At 46.2% G+C, this 17,535-nt stretch carries 16 protein-coding genes; 4 read left to right on the top strand and 12 right to left on the bottom strand.

Translation table 11 applies throughout. The features are described 5' to 3' along the window. Positions 1-320 precede the first annotated feature (320 nt). Positions 321-1,568: a TIGR03503 family protein gene (locus tag BSZ04_RS12175; protein WP_088880480.1), complete on the bottom strand. Its 1,248-nt coding sequence runs from the start codon at positions 1,566-1,568 to the stop codon at positions 321-323. Positions 1,569-1,580: 12 nt separating this feature from the next. After that, the gene (gene dnaQ, locus BSZ04_RS12170; RefSeq protein ID WP_038882880.1) at positions 1,581-2,300 is read right to left on the bottom strand and encodes a DNA polymerase III subunit epsilon; all 720 of its coding nucleotides are present in this window, start codon (positions 2,298-2,300) and stop codon (positions 1,581-1,583) included. 58 nt (positions 2,301-2,358) lie between these two features. Between dnaQ and rnhA the strand changes: the two genes are divergently transcribed. After that, positions 2,359-2,823 (top strand): ribonuclease HI, encoded by a 465-nt coding sequence (gene rnhA / locus BSZ04_RS12165; RefSeq protein WP_005436823.1) that lies wholly within the window; start codon positions 2,359-2,361, stop codon positions 2,821-2,823. Here the strand turns inward: rnhA and BSZ04_RS12160 are convergent. Beyond that, entirely contained in the window at positions 2,820-3,575 is a 756-nt protein-coding gene (locus tag BSZ04_RS12160) for a class I SAM-dependent methyltransferase (protein WP_010449707.1), read from the bottom strand. The two genes, rnhA and BSZ04_RS12160, sit on opposite strands and share 4 nt — an antisense overlap. 39 nt (positions 3,576-3,614) lie before the next feature. Between BSZ04_RS12160 and gloB the strand changes: the two genes are divergently transcribed. The 3 genes from gloB to BSZ04_RS12145 all read left to right on the top strand — a co-directional run bounded on the left by gloB (position 3,615) and on the right by BSZ04_RS12145 (position 6,865). Next, entirely contained in the window at positions 3,615-4,373 is a 759-nt protein-coding gene (gene gloB / locus BSZ04_RS12155) for a hydroxyacylglutathione hydrolase (RefSeq protein WP_010449709.1), read from the top strand. Positions 4,374-4,610: 237 nt separating this feature from the next. Next, positions 4,611-6,182 (top strand): LysM peptidoglycan-binding domain-containing protein, encoded by a 1,572-nt coding sequence (locus BSZ04_RS12150; protein WP_010449711.1) that lies wholly within the window; start codon positions 4,611-4,613, stop codon positions 6,180-6,182. Further along, positions 6,179-6,865: a YIP1 family protein gene (locus tag BSZ04_RS12145; protein WP_010449712.1), complete on the top strand. Its 687-nt coding sequence runs from the start codon at positions 6,179-6,181 to the stop codon at positions 6,863-6,865. Before BSZ04_RS12150 ends, BSZ04_RS12145 begins: the two co-directional genes overlap by 4 nt. 8 nt (positions 6,866-6,873) lie before the next feature. On the opposite strand, the gene BSZ04_RS12140 is transcribed toward BSZ04_RS12145, so the two are convergent. The 9 genes from BSZ04_RS12140 to lpxA all read right to left on the bottom strand — a co-directional run bounded on the left by BSZ04_RS12140 (position 6,874) and on the right by lpxA (position 17,535). Then, positions 6,874-7,719 (bottom strand): endonuclease/exonuclease/phosphatase family protein, encoded by an 846-nt coding sequence (locus BSZ04_RS12140; protein WP_088880479.1) that lies wholly within the window; start codon positions 7,717-7,719, stop codon positions 6,874-6,876. Positions 7,720-7,804: 85 nt separating this feature from the next. After that, a complete protein-coding gene (gene glnB / locus BSZ04_RS12135) occupies positions 7,805-8,143 on the bottom strand; it encodes a nitrogen regulatory protein P-II (protein WP_005380372.1) in 339 nt (112 codons plus the stop codon). Between the two features lie 206 nt (positions 8,144-8,349). Then, positions 8,350-8,664 carry a c-type cytochrome gene (locus tag BSZ04_RS12130; RefSeq protein ID WP_010449720.1) on the bottom strand — a complete coding sequence of 105 codons (315 nt, stop codon included), beginning with the start codon at positions 8,662-8,664 and terminating at the stop codon, positions 8,350-8,352. Between the two features lie 128 nt (positions 8,665-8,792). Then, positions 8,793-10,124 carry a tRNA lysidine(34) synthetase TilS gene (gene tilS / locus BSZ04_RS12125; protein ID WP_088880478.1) on the bottom strand — a complete coding sequence of 444 codons (1,332 nt, stop codon included), beginning with the start codon at positions 10,122-10,124 and terminating at the stop codon, positions 8,793-8,795. 103 nt (positions 10,125-10,227) lie between these two features. Then, on the bottom strand, positions 10,228-11,187 hold the full coding sequence (gene accA / locus BSZ04_RS12120; protein WP_010449724.1) for an acetyl-CoA carboxylase carboxyl transferase subunit alpha: 960 nt from the start codon (positions 11,185-11,187) through the stop codon (positions 10,228-10,230). Between the two features lie 48 nt (positions 11,188-11,235). Next, positions 11,236-14,715: a DNA polymerase III subunit alpha gene (gene dnaE, locus BSZ04_RS12115; RefSeq protein ID WP_088880477.1), complete on the bottom strand. Its 3,480-nt coding sequence runs from the start codon at positions 14,713-14,715 to the stop codon at positions 11,236-11,238. 92 nt (positions 14,716-14,807) lie between these two features. Further along, positions 14,808-15,446: a ribonuclease HII gene (gene rnhB / locus BSZ04_RS12110; protein WP_010449728.1), complete on the bottom strand. Its 639-nt coding sequence runs from the start codon at positions 15,444-15,446 to the stop codon at positions 14,808-14,810. Between the two features lie 9 nt (positions 15,447-15,455). Then, positions 15,456-16,595, bottom strand: coding sequence for a lipid-A-disaccharide synthase (gene lpxB, locus BSZ04_RS12105; RefSeq protein ID WP_088880476.1), 1,140 nt, complete (start codon positions 16,593-16,595; stop codon positions 15,456-15,458). A gap of 151 nt (positions 16,596-16,746) precedes the next feature. Continuing rightward, positions 16,747-17,535 (bottom strand): acyl-ACP--UDP-N-acetylglucosamine O-acyltransferase, encoded by a 789-nt coding sequence (gene lpxA, locus BSZ04_RS12100; protein WP_010449732.1) that lies wholly within the window; start codon positions 17,533-17,535, stop codon positions 16,747-16,749.

Raw genomic sequence — 17,535 nt, 5'->3', positions numbered from 1 at the left:
CTATCCAAATGCTCCGCAGAGAATGAAGGTACAAACCTCTCAGCACACTAATAGCAGATTCTTAGTCTCACTGAAGCTCGCTAGAATGACGATTTATTTTGAGTTATCAGATTACTACACGCGCAGAGCTACCAGAACACCGTCATTCTGAACAGTGAGGAACGAACGTGATTCAGAATCTACTTTTCACGTGCTCCTTGGATAATGACTCCCCAAAGCCCTAGCACGCTGATAGCAGATTCTTAGTCTCGCTAGATTGAACAAAGTATTTAAACAAAAAACGGAGCTAATCAGCTCCGTTTTCTAATATTTCTTTCGCCCTACTTCTTAGGTACTTCCAGCTGCATTTCTGGCATTGCATCTCGTTTCGCTTTCAGTTTACGCCACACAAACCAAACAATTAGCCCCAAAATTATGGCAATCACGTTGCCTACGGCAATAATTATCATGCTGCGCTTACGATCGGCTTCCCGCTGGGCAATCAATTGCTTTTCGAGCGTAATCTTACGTTGTTGCTCTAGCTCAGCCTCTTTCGCCAAACGTGCGGCTTCTATATCAACTTCTTCTACCACGCTAAACGACTGCTCGTTAATAGGAAATACTAACGCTCTCTCAGTAGCAAAATCCGTCGCGAAGATCCCACCTTTCCATGAGTACTTTCCTATCTCAGGGTCGTTATCCATCGTTAGGGTCGTGGTCAAGCCATCCGCACTAACCACACCCTGACTAAAAGTAGTAAAGCCATCAGGTGCAATTTGCTCAACACTTACCGCGAGTGACCCCGGCAGAACCATGCCTTGCTCCCCTCGCACTACGAGCTGATGGGCTTTGTTCGCATCACGGGATTGAATAAAAGTCTTGGAGACGGGTGTTGGATAGACAAGAACGATTTGTTCTTGTGCACGCAAAAAAACGCCGTTGCCAGAGGTAATGCGCGCTCGATATTTTCCGGGAGCAACATCAATGGGTAACTGCACGGTAAACACACCATCTGCGGCTTTTTCATCAAGGTTACGTCCATCATCGGCAAACTCACCAATGACAATCGGAACAGGACGAGCTTCTTTAATCAACTCATCTTCATTTTCCACATATTTGGTCAGTGTCACGCGCAAATTGACGCGGTCTAAGAAATCACGCAAAGCCAATAACTTATCATCGGAAGTCAGGCGAGCCGTAAACTTAAGCGCTTCACTTTGATATAAACGATTTGGAAAAGTGTCTGTAGTGAGCTTTAGGTGTGAGATTAAGCGAATGTTGTTTTTAGGCGTGACTTTACCGACGGCCTGCCAAGGACCGGACATCGGTTTATCAATAGAAATGATGTCGAGAGAGGGTTCTTGATACCAACGAACATTGTCATACTCACCCCATGAATAGTATTTTTTACCATCAGGGCGAACTAACACAACTGGTTGAGAACTTTGTTCACGATAAACCAAAAAGGTAATCTGCTCGATACTTGGATCGACACGAAAGCGGTTATCTAACAAAGACATGACGGACTCATTTGCAAAAGCGAAACAACTCCAGAACGCTAAAATAGCGACGGACAAAGCCCTCAACATAGTCTCTCCCTATTACTGCCAAATACTATCGTTCACCAGTTCTAGTCTTTTCTGGTGCGCTTCTACTTCATCGGCAGTTGCACGCAAAACCTTTAGCGCTTTTCTTCCTTCAACACGACGAATGCCTTCTGTGCCACCATCGCTCTTGTTGGCATTGAATTCTAGACTTGTTTGTCCACCGGTCATCAGTAGGTAAACGTCGGCTAGAATCTCCGCATCGAGCAATGCCCCGTGGAGCGTACGGTGTGAGTTATCAATGCCGTAACGTTCACACAATACGTCAAGGTTATTTCGCTTGCCCGGGAAGATTTTCTTCGCCATGGCAAGGGTATCGGTCACCTTACAGAAGTCATCCGTTTTACCGATGGTTGGATCGAGCATTTCAAACTCGTAATCCATAAAGCCGGTATCGAAGGGCGCGTTGTGGGCAACCAGCTCGGCACCTTTGATGAAATCTAAAAACTCTTGGTGGACATTCGCATAGTCAGGCTTGTCGACGAGGAACTCATCCGTAATACCGTGAACCTCAATCGCGTCAGGCTGAATTTCACGGTCCGGTTTTAAGTAAACATGGAAGTGACGACCAGTCAGCTTACGGTTGATGATTTCTACGGCACCGATCTCGATAATACGGTGACCCATGTAGTGTGGGCCGCCCTCGAGGTTCATACCCGTGGTTTCAGTATCGAGTACGACAATACGATTATGTTCAGAATTGCTGCTGGTATTCATAAGGTTATGTGTGTCAGACTATGCTTTATTAAATGTTTCGGCTAATAGTACCAAAAATATGACCAAACACGTTGAGATTTTCACTGACGGATCTTGTTTAGGCAATCCGGGGCCAGGTGGTTACGGCATTGTTCTGCGTTACAAGCAAACGGAAAAGACCCTAGCGAAAGGCTACACTCTGACAACCAATAACCGCATGGAAATGTTGGCTGCGGTGGTAGCGCTTCAAACGCTAAAAGAGCCATGCCAAGTAACGTTAACAACGGACAGCCAGTACGTGCGTCAAGGTATTACGCAATGGATTCACAACTGGAAAAAACGTGGTTGGAAAACGGCAGATAAAAAACCAGTGAAGAATGCCGACTTATGGCAAGCTCTGGACAAAGAAACTGCTCGCCATCAAGTTGATTGGCATTGGGTTAAAGGCCACGCAGGTCATCGAGAGAATGAAATCTGTGATGAGTTAGCACGTACGGCTGCTGAGAACCCAACTGAAGAAGATACGGGTTACCAAGCGTCTTAGTTTTTGCTGCTTGAGACCTTTTTCACTGCACTGCCCTCTCTGTTCATCACGCCAAGTGGTGTTAGCTTTCTCTTCAAGCGCCAATGCGGCTTGATAGGCTTGAGAGGGTAAGTTCGTTTGCGAGCCACGATATAATACAAGCTCCCCGCCGGTGATGCCCAATCACCTAAACTGTTCTCTAGCCAAGTCCACATGGTTTTGTAACGCGTCATTGGAAACAGTGCGTAACGATCACAATGAATCACTTGATAGTTCAGTACGCCCAGCCAGTCTTTGATGCGGTTTGTAGTGAACATACGCCCACTCCACGGCAAATTATTTCTTCGCCAAGGCAGTAAACTTGCTAAGCCAGTGAGACTGATCGGATTAAAACCCGTAATAATAAGATAACCATCATCCATCATGACGCGATCAACTTCGCGTAGCAGTCGATGGGGATCACTTGCATAGTCAAGCTGATGAGCAAGCACGACAACATCAAAGCTTTTTTCTAAAAAGGGCAATTCGTAACCATCTGCGATGACATTATGCAACGGGTTCTGGATATCTACGTTGACTTGGTGTTGAATGTTACAACTACAGCTGGTTAGCTCACAGCTCAAGCCACCCAATTTCAGCATGTGGTAACCGAACAACTTCGGACACCATTCATCAAGTCGGGTTTGGATTGACTCAAGTACCCACGGCCCATTGTTCATCTCTGACCAAGTCGACGGGTACTGTATAGTTTTGTTGCTGAGTGCTGGTTTCATTAACCACCTGACTATTAAAAGGGTGACGGAGAACGAATCGTGTTAGAGATCAAAAGCATACCCGCATTTAATGATAATTACATCTGGCTGATACAAAATAGCGACAAGCGTTGTGCTGTGGTCGATCCGGGCGATGCTAAGCCAGTATTAGAATATTTGCAGGCTAATGAATTAACTTTAGAAGCGATCTTAATTACACACCACCACAACGATCACATTGGTGGCGTTCCAGATTTAGTTCGTGCTTTTCCTGACGTTTCTGTTGTGGGCCCGAAAGCAGAACCGATTCCAACCTTAACCAATGCCATGGAAGAAGGCGACAAACTCGACCTGTTTGGTGAAATTTTCATGGTGCTTGGCTTACCTGGCCACACTTTGGGCCACATTGGTTATGTAGGTGACAGCAAATTGTTCTGTGGTGACGTGCTATTTTCTGCAGGTTGTGGGCGTATATTTGAAGGTTCTCCAGCACAAATGTTTGAGTCTTTGAGTAAAATCGCTGCTCTTCCTGAAGAGACGGAAGTTTTTTGTGCTCATGAGTACACTGCAAGTAACGTGGCATTTGCTCTCGCCGTCGAGCCAGACAACGAGCAGTTGCGCCAATACCGCGATGATGTAAACCGCCTGCGCGCACTTAATATACCGACGCTTCCAACCACACTACGTAGAGAAAAATGGATCAACCCATTCTTGCGTACAAACAATCCTGAAGTGGTAAAATCAGTCGCCAATCGCATTGAAAATAGCGATCCAGTCTCGGTTTTTACAGCTTTACGTGAGTGGAAGAACGAGTTTTAACCTTTTTCTGCTTGTAACCTCCAAAAACGCAAGTATTATCATCTGCTGTTTGAGAAGCGCCTTGTGCGCTTCTATTGTTTTGGAGGGAGCGCATATCATTGCAATTCGCTCCAATGCATAGGTGAGACCTTCTCATCCATTTGTAAGTAATAAATTGTCTATTATCTTGTGACTGCCACGTACAAAAGCTGCGCGACAGGCAGGAGAAGATAAACAGGCCCTAAATAGGCTGAATCCATGCGTTTGAAGTACAGTTGGGTGTTGGCGGTATTACTATCTGGCTGTCAACTAACTCAGTCAGACTCGACTACCACATCGACACCTGAAACCAACAAAACACAAGCAACAGACTCCCAGCAGGTTGCCAATAGTCAACAAAAGGTTGAACCTGAGGAAAAAGCTGCACCGAAAGTTATCACTCCCCAAGAACAACAAGATGTATGGCGTCGTATCGGCATGCAACTTGAGATGGACATTCCTCAAAGTAAAAAAATCGACTACTACCGAACTTGGTACCTGAAACACCCAGGGCATCTACGTACTGTATCTCAACGAGCAGAACCGTTTTTGTATCTCATTACAGAAAAAATCGAGGCTCGTAATTTACCGCTGGAGCTTGCGCTTCTACCAGTAGTCGAAAGCTCATTTGATGCATTTGCCTATTCACACGGCAGTGCTGCTGGCCTTTGGCAGTTTGTTCCTGGCACAGGAAAAATGATGGGCCTAGAGCAAAACTTTTGGTATGACGGCCGTCGTGACGTGGACGCATCTACCGATGCTGCGTTGGACTACCTTGTTAAACTAAACCAGCGCTTCGACGGCAACTGGAATCACGCGATTGCTGCTTACAACAGTGGCGGTGGACGTGTAAACAGCGCTATTCGAAAAAATAAGAAACTGGGCAAGCCAACGGACTTTTTCTCTCTAGATTTACCGAAAGAAACCAGTAGTTACGTACCAAAACTACTTGCGCTTGCAGATATTATTGCGAACCAAGACAAGTACGGCATCGAGATTCCACCTATCGCCAACAAGCCTGTTTTAGCGCTAGTTGATCCAAAGGAGCAGCTTGATTTGGCCATCGCAGCTAAGTACGCAGATATCAGCGTAAAAGAGTTGCAAAGCTACAACCCTGCCTACAACCAATGGTCTACTGCTCCTGAAGGTCCGCACCAACTTCTTATCCCTATCGAGAAGAAAACGGCATTTTTAGAAGATGTCGATAAGAACCGTGGAAAAGGGATGAAAGTGGTCCGCTATAAAGTGAAGTCAGGTGACTCCCTTAGCGTACTCGCTCAAAAGTACAGCACAACAACCAAGGTGATTCGTCGCGCGAATGGAATGAGCAATAATAACATTCGTGTTGGTCAACACTTGATGATCCCAACATCAACTAAGGACGAAAATAGTTACGTTCTTTCAGCCCAAAATCGCTTGTCTAAAACACAAGCCAAAGCTCGTGGTAAGTATAAACTGACTCATGTAGTGCAATCAGGAGAAAGCTTATGGTCTATCGCACGAGCAAATAAGGTATCGCACCAATCTCTGGCAAAATGGAATGGTATGGGCCCAAGAGATACCTTACGTGTTGGACAGAAACTGGTGATATGGAAAAGTGGTGATCAAGGCGCTGTGATTCGTACCGTGTTCTACCAAGTGCGTTCCGGCGATACCATTAGCGGCATTGCCAGCAAATTTAAAGTAAAGAGTAATGACATTGTGAAATGGAACTCTCTGCAAAAACAGAAGTACTTGAAGCCAGGACAGAAGCTCAAGTTGTACGTTGATGTAACGAAGGTGAGCGTATGAATTCCTCCAGTAACCCTCTCGTAATGTTGTTGGATATCTTTCGAGCACCAACAGCTTGTTTCTTAGCTCTTTACCAACGTGGCGGTTGGGGCTGGCAACCTTTTATTGTTCTGATGATTAGCCCATTTTTATTCTGGGGAGCCTACTTTTCGAATGTTGACTTTACTTGGCTAAGTGAGCAACTTTCTATTCAGTTCCAGCAAATTGACCCTACACAAGTCGAGTTGCTTGAACCAAATACGCTTATGGCTAGTGCCATCATCAATGATGTATTCAATCGCTTTGCAACATTATTGTTGTTAGCTCTATGGTTTTTCCTTGCAACCAAAGCGAGTAAGCAGCAATACGGTTACTGGAAGTGGTTTGCCGCATCAAGTGCAATACTTTTCCCAGCAGTACTAGGGGACATTGCAAGCTATGCGAGCCTGCTCCTTAAGCATGGTCAAGTAATGACGTACGCAGCCGACCTTAACAGCCTAAACGGTTTGTTGAAGTTGCCGTTGACCAGCGAATGGTCTCACTTTGCTAGCTCATTGCCGTTACTTCTGCCTTGGTACATTGTACTTGGTTACGGTGCCGTCCTGACTTGGACAGAGTTTGAACGCGGTCAGGCTCTTGTGATTGCAAGTCTACCATGGGTCGCGTTTTACGTAATTTGGGCACTATACATTGTCGTGGTGTAACTCGCTTTTCAATTGAGAAGTGAAAACGACACCAACAATGGATTATGATCAGAAGCGTCGCTCAGCGGCGCTTTTGAGTATTTTAGCTTTAGACCTCGATAAAACACATGGTCAAGCGGTAATCCTGTAATAAACTGGGTACGCTGATCGGGTGAAAACCGAACTTCTTTGAGGTCGATATCTGCCAATGCGACTTTCATTGCCGAAATCCTCTCTGCACTCCAGCTATTAAAATCCCCCGCAAAAATGATTGGACCTTGGTGCGCTTTCAACGCCTTTTCTAGCGTTGCCAACTGAGACAAATATTCATCCGTGCCCACTGTAAAGTTGATAGCATGAATATTGATAACCGCCAGTTGCTGACCATTACTTAGCTGGTATTCACTATAAAGTGCAGATTTAGGCAAACGTAGCCATGGCTCTTTAGATGTATAAGCACAAGCTCGAATTGGCGCTTTATGAGCAATACTAATGACACCTGCATCGCTGCCAAGGGCCTTAAACGCTGACACTTGGTTACTGATCCACTGACCATCAATCAGCCAACGCTTCAGCTCGCTCGTTAGACTGGCTTCTTGCAATAACAGTAATTGACTCTGCTGCGATAGATGATTTAGAGCAACTTCCCAACTCGGCTTATTCTGCTTGTAGATATTCCAAACCAAAATGTTTAATACTCCCTCATTATCAATCGCTTGAGGAGTATCAAAGTCGACACATTTTACCGTTTGAGTTACGTTTTCTCCCGATTGAGAGATAAGCTGCGGCTGTTCCGAAACGGTAAACACCCACTGAAAAGCGAGTAATACTGATAAACCAAGAAAGATAAGAATAGCAATAAAACGTTTAAGCATGACAACACCTGAGCTGACAACAAAAAAGGAGCCCAAGGCTCCCTTTTAGTTTAATCATATTTCGAAAAGAAATCGCACTATGAACTTAGATTGCGTCTTCGTCTTCTTCACCAGTACGAATACGTACGACACGCTCGATATCAGTTACGAAGATCTTACCGTCACCGATCTTACCAGTTTGCGCTGTTTCGATGATGGTTTCTACACACTTGTCTGCAACGTCTTCCGTCACAACGATTTCTAACTTCACTTTAGGAAGGAAATCCACCATGTACTCCGCACCGCGGTACAATTCTGTGTGACCTTTCTGGCGACCAAAGCCTTTCACTTCAGAGACGGTCATCCCTGTAATGCCTACTTCAGCCAATGCTTCTCGAACATCATCCAATTTGAATGGCTTGATAATCGCTTCAATCTTTTTCATGTTCATCCCTTAAGCTTCAATCGTTTGCGCATATTATCGGTTAGCGCCTCACAACATTCAATCCTTGTTGTTACCACACGACTGAAAATGCTGATACCAACAGTGTTTATTTTGCAATAAACACGGTAATGCCTCTGATATCATATTGTTCAATAGGTAAAAAGCCAGAGCATTGCTCTGGCTTTTTCTCATTCTTCTTTATTGTACTATTTCAAACTTGCGTAAAACGCTGCTAAATTTGCGATATCTTCATCAGACAGCAAGTTGGCTTGTGCTTGCATAACTGGAGCTAAACCGCCTGTACGCTGGCCTTGCTTGTAAGCCTTTATGGACGTGGCGATGTACTGCTCATTTTGGCCTTTCAGGTTTGGGTAACCTGGAATCACAGCGATACCATCTGCACCATGACATGCCGCACACACTGCCGCTTTAGCTTGTCCTGCTGCCACGTCACCTGCAGCCAATACTTGTCCACTTAACATACCCAAGGCAACCACTGCCCCTACCATCATTTTCTTCATTGCTTCACCTAATCATTTGTTATTAACCACCAATATACGCTTGCCTTCAGATTGCGGAACATCTGCACAAAGCAGAGGCAACTTCCATCGGGGTATTTTTTAAGTATTCATTGGCATTGTGACATGAATTACAACGACTTGCGCCATATCAGCTCACAATCTTGACCGCTAAAAGCTCGATCAACAAATAAACCAGCAACGGCTACTACTTGGTTTTGATACATCAAAATTGGTATTTGACGACGTAACCAACTCGGTACATTGTACTCTTGAAACAGCTTCTTGAGCTTGCGGCTGTGATTGCGTGTGGTTGGGTGCGCAGATAATCCTTCGGGATTAAACGTCACCCTCAGAAGCTCTGGCTGGGGCGGTAAGGCAATGGTGGCTTGTTCTGAACTGGTATTCAAAGTGAGCTCTCCGAGTCGCTCAGGCAATACCAACGCCGTATCGGTTTGAATGTCACTCTGCCACGTCGTGACATCGGCAGTTTCAGTTACCCAATAAAGGCGATTTTGAAAACGGCGAACTTCCCCCTGCTTAAGTTGCAGCTTAGGATTGGCATCTTGCTGTGCCAATCCGACCTCATTCCAAATTAAATTGAGTTGCACTTGAGTTGGCATGTTTGCATTCAACTTCGCTAACCACATCCGGATTAATCGTGCCCGTGCAAGGTCACTGTGGGTGACTAGCTCATCAATGCTCAAGCTCAGATCGCTTTGCAGAGCACGTTCAAACACCGCGCCAAGCAGCTCATCCAACAAGGCTTCTTGCTGAGCGCACAAGCTAGCACTCCGCTGCACTGCTTGGTGAATACTCGGCCAACGTTCAGAGAGATCTGGAACAATACGGTGTCGAAGGAAATTGCGATCGTAACGCGTATCTTGATTACTCTCGTCTTCCACCCAATCTAGGCCTTCTTCCTTCGCTGCAGCTTCGATTTGCTCACGCTTAATTGCCAATAGTGGGCGAACCAACATACCACCAGCGAAAGGCATACTCTCTGCCATCGAAGATAGACCTTTCGGGCCACTACCGCGTTTAAGCGCTAGTAAGAAGGTTTCCACTTGGTCATCAGCATGTTGTCCAGTCAGCAATAAGTCACTCGCTTGGATATGCTTAGACAACACTTGATAGCGCGCTTCACGAGCCAACAACTCAATACTATCGCCACTGTTAATGTCTAAGCTCACTTGCTCAACAGAACACGTGATTCCCACCTGCTCAGCCCACATTAAACATTTGTCTGCCCAGTCGTCTGCGTTCGAGCTCAAACCGTGATGCACGTATACGGCGTGGCATTTGATTGGGTTATTACCTGTAGAATTCACTTGCTGATAACGACTAAGCAGTTCCAGCAACAGACGCGAATCCACTCCACCACTAAACGCCAAGACAATCTTGGAGCCTGATTGGTAGTAGCGGTCGAGAACTTGAGTAAATTGCGAATAAAGCGATTCCATAAGCCATCCAGTAGAAACAAAAAAGGGCTGGACGTTTGCCCAACCCTTTCTATTTTATCTGTTATCTTGCGAGAGATCAGCTAGCGCCTAGCAACAGCTGTAATTAGCAGTAACCATAGTTCATTAGACGCTGGTAACGGCGCTCAAGTAGCGTTTCCTGGTCTAGTTGCTCAAGATCTTCTAGCTGACGAAGTAGATTTGCTTTCATGTTTGCAGCCATTTGAACGTGATCGCGGTGTGCGCCACCTAGTGGCTCTTCGATGATTTCATCGATAAGCTCAAGTTCTTTTAGACGTGGTGCTGTTAGACCCATTGCGTCTGCCGCTTGAGGTGCTTTGTCTGAATCACGCCATAGGATTGAGGCACAACCTTCTGGTGAGATTACTGAGTACGTAGAGTACTGAAGCATGTTCACGTAGTCGCCAACACCAATTGCTAGTGCACCACCAGAACCGCCTTCACCAACAACGTTACAAATCACTGGCACTTTAAGACCAGACATCACTTTAAGGTTGGTTGCGATCGCTTCAGATTGGCCACGCTCTTCCGCGCCAACACCTGGGTACGCACCTGCTGTGTCGATAAAAGTGATGATTGGCATGTTGAAACGCTCAGCCATTTCCATCAAACGCAGTGCTTTACGGTAACCTTCTGGTTTAGGCATACCGAAGTTACGCTTCACTTTCTCTTTAGTTTCACGACCTTTTTGGTGACCGATGATCATCACTGGACGACCTTCAAGGCGTGCAATACCGCCAACAATTGCTTTGTCGTCTGCGAACGCACGGTCACCCGCTAGCTCATCAAATTCATCAAATGCGTGCTTGATGTAATCTAATGTGTATGGACGTAAAGGGTGACGAGCCAGTTGAGCCGTTTCCCATGCACCTAAGTTGCTGAAGGTTTTCTTCTTCAATTCTAGGCTCTTTTTCTCAAGCTGTTCGATTTCTTTATCAAGGTCAACCGCAGAATCACCACCATGACGAGACACGTCACGTAGTGCTTCAATTTTCGCTTCTAGTTCTGCGATTGGCTTTTCAAATTCAAGAAAGTTTAGGCTCATCTATGAATCCTTTTTTACTCAACGTCTTACATATTGCGCTGAATTTTTTTAGTTAAATTCGAGTTCTACCTGGCCTTTGCCAAGCAACTGTTTTAAATCATCGAGTAATGTATCACTTGGCGTTACTCGCCATTCGGTGCCCAAAGTTAACCGCGCTCTGGCGTCGGCACGCTGATAGTATACATTGACAGGTACGGTCCCGGCTTTATGTGGCTCTAGAATACGAGTAAATTGCTCAAAGAATTTGTCATTTACCTGTTGAGCATCAATTGATACTGACAAACCTCGTGCATACTTTTCACGAGCACTGCCGAGATCCATAACTTCACGCGCCGACATTTTAAGGCCACCATTGAAGTCATCAAAGCTGACCTGTCCAGAAACGACCAAAATTTTATCTTTTTCGAGAAGTTCCGCATATCTATCAAGCGCATCTGAGAACAACATCACCTCCATTCGACCACTTCGATCATCCAAAGTCATCAAACCGATGCGCGTACCACGTTTAGTTGTCATTACGCGAGCTGCAATTACCAAGCCCGCCACGGTCACGGATTGATCACGGCGAGTTGGAGTGGCGTCTTTTAGTCGACAACTAACGTACTTATTTAGTTCCTTTATGTATGCGTTAACTGGGTGCCCGGTCAAATATAAACCGAGCGTCTCACGTTCACCCTCTAACCATACTTTCTCAGGCCAAGCTGGCACCTGAGTATATTTATGCTCTACTTCTTCCGGCGCATCAGTCAGTACACCGAACATGTCGGTTTGACCAAATGCTTCAGCTTGGTGGTGTTGGCTTGCCGCTTTTACTGCGTCATTGAGCGAGGCCATCAACGCTGCTCGGTGTGGGCCTAGCCTATCTAGCGCTCCAGCATAAATCAGTTTTTCGATAACACGTTTGTTGACCTTTTTCAGATCGATACGTGCACAGAAGTCAAATAAGTCGATGAAGTGACCGCCTTTATTACGCGCTTCTAATATCGCATCAATGGGGCCTTCACCCACGCCTTTTATCGCACCGATACCATAAACAATCGCGCCATTTTCATCCACGTTAAAGCGATACAAGCCCGAGTTAATATCAGGTGGCAAGACTGTCAGTTTCATGCGGAAACACTCGTCCACAAGACCAACGACCTTTTCGGTGTTATCCATATCGGCGGTCATTACCGCTGCCATAAATTCTGCAGGATAGTGCGTTTTTAACCATAACGTTTGGTAAGAAACCAACGCATAGGCAGCCGAGTGTGATTTGTTAAAGCCGTAACCCGCGAACTTTTCTACCAAGTCGAAGATCTTCATCGCCAATTCGCCATCGACGCCGTTAGCAACCGCGCCCTCTTCGAAGGTAGCACGCTGCTTCGCCATCTCTTCCGGCTTTTTCTTACCCATCGCACGACGAAGCATGTCCGCACCACCAAGGGTGTAGCCAGACAGTACCTGTGCGATCTGCATTACCTGTTCCTGATACAGAATGATGCCGTAAGTTGGATCGAGAATTTCTTTTAGCGATTCATGTTGCCACTTTTCATCAGGATAAGAGATCGCTTCTCGGCCGTGCTTACGGTCGATAAAGTTATCTACCATGCCCGACTGTAGCGGGCCAGGGCGGAAAAGGGCAACCAATGCGATGATATCTTCGAAACAGTCTGGTTGCAGACGTTTGATTAGCTCTTTCATACCGCGTGATTCAAGCTGGAATACCGCGGTGGTTTCAGAGTTTTGCAACAGTCGGAAAGATGCCGGGTCCACCAATGGGATAGACTCGATCTGAACTGGCTCTTTACCTTCACGCTCTAGTCGCGGGTTAATCAGTCCCAATGCCCAATCGATAATAGTTAGGGTACGTAGCCCCAAGAAGTCAAACTTAACCAGACCCGCGGTTTCTACGTCGTTCTTATCGAACTGTGTCACCGGGAAGTGGCCTTCAGCATCGGCATAAATCGGTGCAAAGTCTGTGATCGTGGTTGGCGAGATTACAACACCACCCGCGTGCTTACCGGCATTTCGTGTACAACCTTCAAGGATACGACACTTGTCGATCAGCTCTTTTACTTCTTCATCGGCGTCGTAAAGTTCTGGCAATGCAGGTTCAGCTTTAAACGCTTTCTCTAGCGTCATGCCTGGGTCAGGCGGAACCAATTTGGAAATACGATCAACGAAACCAAATGGATGGCCAAGTACACGGCCAACATCTCGAATTACCGCTTTTGCTGCCATGGTACCGAAAGTGATGATCTGCGATACCGCATCACGACCATACATTTCCGCAACGTGGTCAATTACTTGATCACGCTTATCCATACAGAAGTCGACATCGAAATCGGGCATGGAGACACGTTCTGGGTTCAAGAAACGTTCGAAAAGAAGGTCATATTCCAGTGGGTCAAGGTCGGTGATTTTTAGTGCGTATGCCACCAAAGAACCGGCACCCGAACCACGACCCGGCCCCACCGGAATCGCGTTGTCTTTCGACCACTGGATAAACTCCATTACGATCAAGAAGTAACCAGGGAATCCCATTTGGTTGATTACATCGAGTTCGATTTGCAGGCGGTCATCGTATTCTGGTCGACGTTCTTTACGCTCAGCTTCGTCTGGGAATAAGAATTCAAGACGCTCTTCCAAGCCTTCACGGGATTTCATTACCAAGAATTCGGTTTCTTCCATCCCTTCGGTTGGGAAGGCAGGTAGGAAGTATTCGCCAAGACGTACCGTCACGTTACAGCGTTTAGCAATTTCGACACTGTTTTCCAGCGCTTCAGGAATGTCGGCAAACAGCTCACACATTTCCTCTTCAGTACGTAAATACTGTTCTGGACTATAGTTCTTTGGACGACGCGGATCTTCTAGCGTGTAACCATCGTGAATCGCCACACGGATTTCGTGCGCGTCAAATAGGTCTTCACTGATGAAAACGACTTCGTTGGTCGCTACAACCGGTAGTTGAGTTTCTTCTGCTAATTCAACGGCAAAATGCAGGTACGTTTCTTCGTCTGAACGACCAGTACGAACCAGTTCTAGATAGAAACGATCTGGGAAATACTCTTGGTAAAAAGCCACACAGCTTTCCACCACTTTGCGGTTACCTTTAAGTAACGCTTTACCGATTTCACCGTTTTTTGCACCAGAAAGCACAATCAAGCCTTCTGACAACTCTGCCAACCAAGCTTTATCGATAACTGGTTGATGCTGTACGTGACCACGAAGGTAAGCTTTTGAAATCAGCAACGTAAGGTTTTTGTAACCTTCATTGTTTGCTGCTAGTAGCGTTAATTGCGTCAGCTCCTCGCCAAACTCATCCGATTGCATTTTGAAATCAGCACCGATGATTGGCTTCACACCATTGCCGTGCGCAGTGCCGTAGTACTTCACCAAACCACATAGGTTAGTGAAATCGGTCAATGCCATTGCAGGCATGCCGAGTTCGGCGACTTTCTTAACGAGCGGTGGAACTTTGTTGATACCATCCACCATAGAGAAATCACTGTGGATTCTTAGGTGAATGAACTTGGGATCTGACATTAACAGGTACCGTAAAACTAAATCTTATTTGGGATTCTAACCTAAAGCGGGCGTGGTTTATAACACCGATACGCCCATTCTAATACTTTGCTCTATTCTTCGATGCCGAGCGCTTTCTTCACGGGTTTGAAGCTTTTACGGTGCTCACTGATCACACCGTGTTGCTCAATCGCTTCGAAGTGCGCTTTGGTTGGGTAACCTTTGTGCTTAGCAAAGCCAAACTGTGGGTGCTGTTTATCCAACTCTTCCATTTCTTGGTCGCGAACCACTTTAGCGATAATCGAAGCCGCACTGATTTCCGCCACGCGCAAATCGCCTTTCACCACTGCTTGGGAGTCCATTGGTAGTTCAGGGCAACGATTACCATCGATAAGTGCAAGATCTGGCTGCACTTTCAAACCCGCAATCGCACGTTGCATGGCAACCATGGTCGCTTGCAGGATGTTAAGCTCGTCAATTTCCTCAGGAGAACAGCGGCCTACAGCCCATGCCAAAGCTTTCTCTTTGATTTCTGGCAGCAGTGCAAGGCGTTTCTTCTCACTCAGCTTTTTCGAATCGTTTAAGCCTTCAATTGGGTTATTTGGGTCTAAAATAACCGCGGCGGTAACGACATCGCCTACCAAAGGACCACGCCCTACCTCATCAACACCCGCAACCAACTGATAGCCTTGCGGGTATTCAAACGGTGGTAGTTCAACTTTTGCTTTGGTCATTTTTGGTTTTACAGCCATGGTAAATCTCTATTTTTCAATCAGTTTTAGAACCGCATTTGCGGCTTGTTGATCCGCATCTTTGCGAATCCAATGGTGCATTTCAGTGAACTTATCCAACATTTCTCGGTTGTCGCTCTCTAGTAAGCGAGATACTTCGTCGAATAAATTGTCTGGCGTGCAATCATCTTGCAGATATTCTTTAACCAGCTCAGTATCGGCCAGAATGTTCGGCAACGAAACGTATTTGGTTTTCAGCAAACGCTTAGCGAGGAAAGCCGTCACCGCGTTTACACGGTAACCCACAACCATTGGACGCTTGAGCAGCATGCACTCTAACGCTACGGTACCAGACGCCAACATCACGGCATCGGAAGCGGTAATCACGTTACGCGCCGTATCATCCACCAGCTTGAACTCCAACTCTGGTGCATGCTCTTTCCACGCTTGCTCGAATTGTTCGCGACGTTTCTGGTTTACTAGCGCAACGGCAAAACCAAGATCTGGGAATTTCTGGTGTAACTTCTTACACGTTTCGATAAATGGCTGAGAGAGCATTTTCAACTCGCTGCCACGACTACCCGGAAGTACCGCTAACCATTGCTTATCTTGCTCTAAACCGAGTAGTTCACGTGCAGGCGCTTTGTCTGATTGCAGCGGAATGGCATCAGCCAATGTGTGACCAATGAATTCACAAGGCACGTTGAATTTATCGTAGAACGCTTTTTCAAACGGTAGGAATGCCAACACTAGGTTAGTCGCTGCTTCAATTTTAAAGATGCGCTTTTGACGCCACGCCCAAACCGACGGGCTTACGTAATGCACTGTTTTAATGCCAGCATTTTTCAAGTCTAGCTCAACACGTAAGTTAAAATCTGGCGCATCGATACCAACAAAGACATCCGGCGGGTTATCAGTGAAGTACTTCACGAGCTCAGCTTTGACTTTCAGCAGTCTTGGCAAGCGGCCCAGCACTTCAACCAAGCCCATTACGGCCAGCTCTTCCATGTCGAACAGAGACTCGCAGCCTTGAGCGATCATTTTAGGACCACCAATCCCAACAAACTCTGCATCTGGGTATTGCTGTTTTACCGCCTTGATAAAGCCTTCACCTAGCGTGTCGCCAGACAGTTCTCCGGCAATGATGCCGATACGTAATGGTCTTTCCATATCTACTTCGCTATTTTCCTGTGCGCTATGGGTAGCGATTTACACTATGTAGCCTTACAAACCGCAGCGTACAAACCGTTATCCATAAAACACAAAAAGACCGCAGCCCAACTTGGGCGCGATCTTTTCAATTTAACCGCTCATTCGTTAATTAACGAATAATGCCACGTTCCGTTGTTTCCAGAATATCTGAGAAACGTTTCACTGCAGGCCACTCTTGTGCCATTTCAGCTAGGATTGGTTTCACTTCTTCCAGAGTCTTACCTGAACGGTAGATTTCTTTGTACGCTTTTTGCAGCGCACGAATTTCTGGTTTTTCGAAACCGTTACGCTTCAAGCCAACCAAGTTCAAACCAAATGGTGTTGCGTGGTTACCTTGAGCCAATACGTAAGCTGGTACATCTTGAACAACCGCAGAACAGCCACCAATGTAAGCGTACGCACCCACGGTACAGAATGGGTGAATAGCAGAAAGCGCCATTACACCAGCATGGTCTTCTACGGTTACGTGGCCACCAAGAATCGCATTGTTACCAATGTGAGTGTGGTTACCTACGACAACATCGTGTGCGATGTGCGCGTTAACACAAAGCAGGTTATCGTCACCGATCACTGTCGTTGCTTTATCTTGAACCGTACCACGGTGAACCTGAACCGCTTCACGAATCACGTTACGGTCACCGATAACCACTGTTGTATCTTCGCCGCCGTACTTCTTGTCTTGGTTTTCTTCACCAATCACAGCATGTGGGAAAATGCGGTTATCTTTACCAATTTTGGTGTGGCCTTTGATCACTACGTGAGACATCACTTCTGTGCCTTCACCAATCTCCACCGTAGAGGTGATGTAAGTGAAAGGACCAACGATCACGTTAGCGCCAATTTTCGCGCCTTCTTCTACCACCGCTGCTGGGTGGATTTTAGCGGTTTCATGAATCAT

It is taken from the genome of Vibrio rotiferianus (assembly GCF_002214395.1).
GTDB classification, from domain to species: Bacteria; Pseudomonadota; Gammaproteobacteria; order Enterobacterales; family Vibrionaceae; genus Vibrio; species Vibrio rotiferianus.
This window is presented reverse-complemented; position numbering and strand designations above follow the sequence as displayed.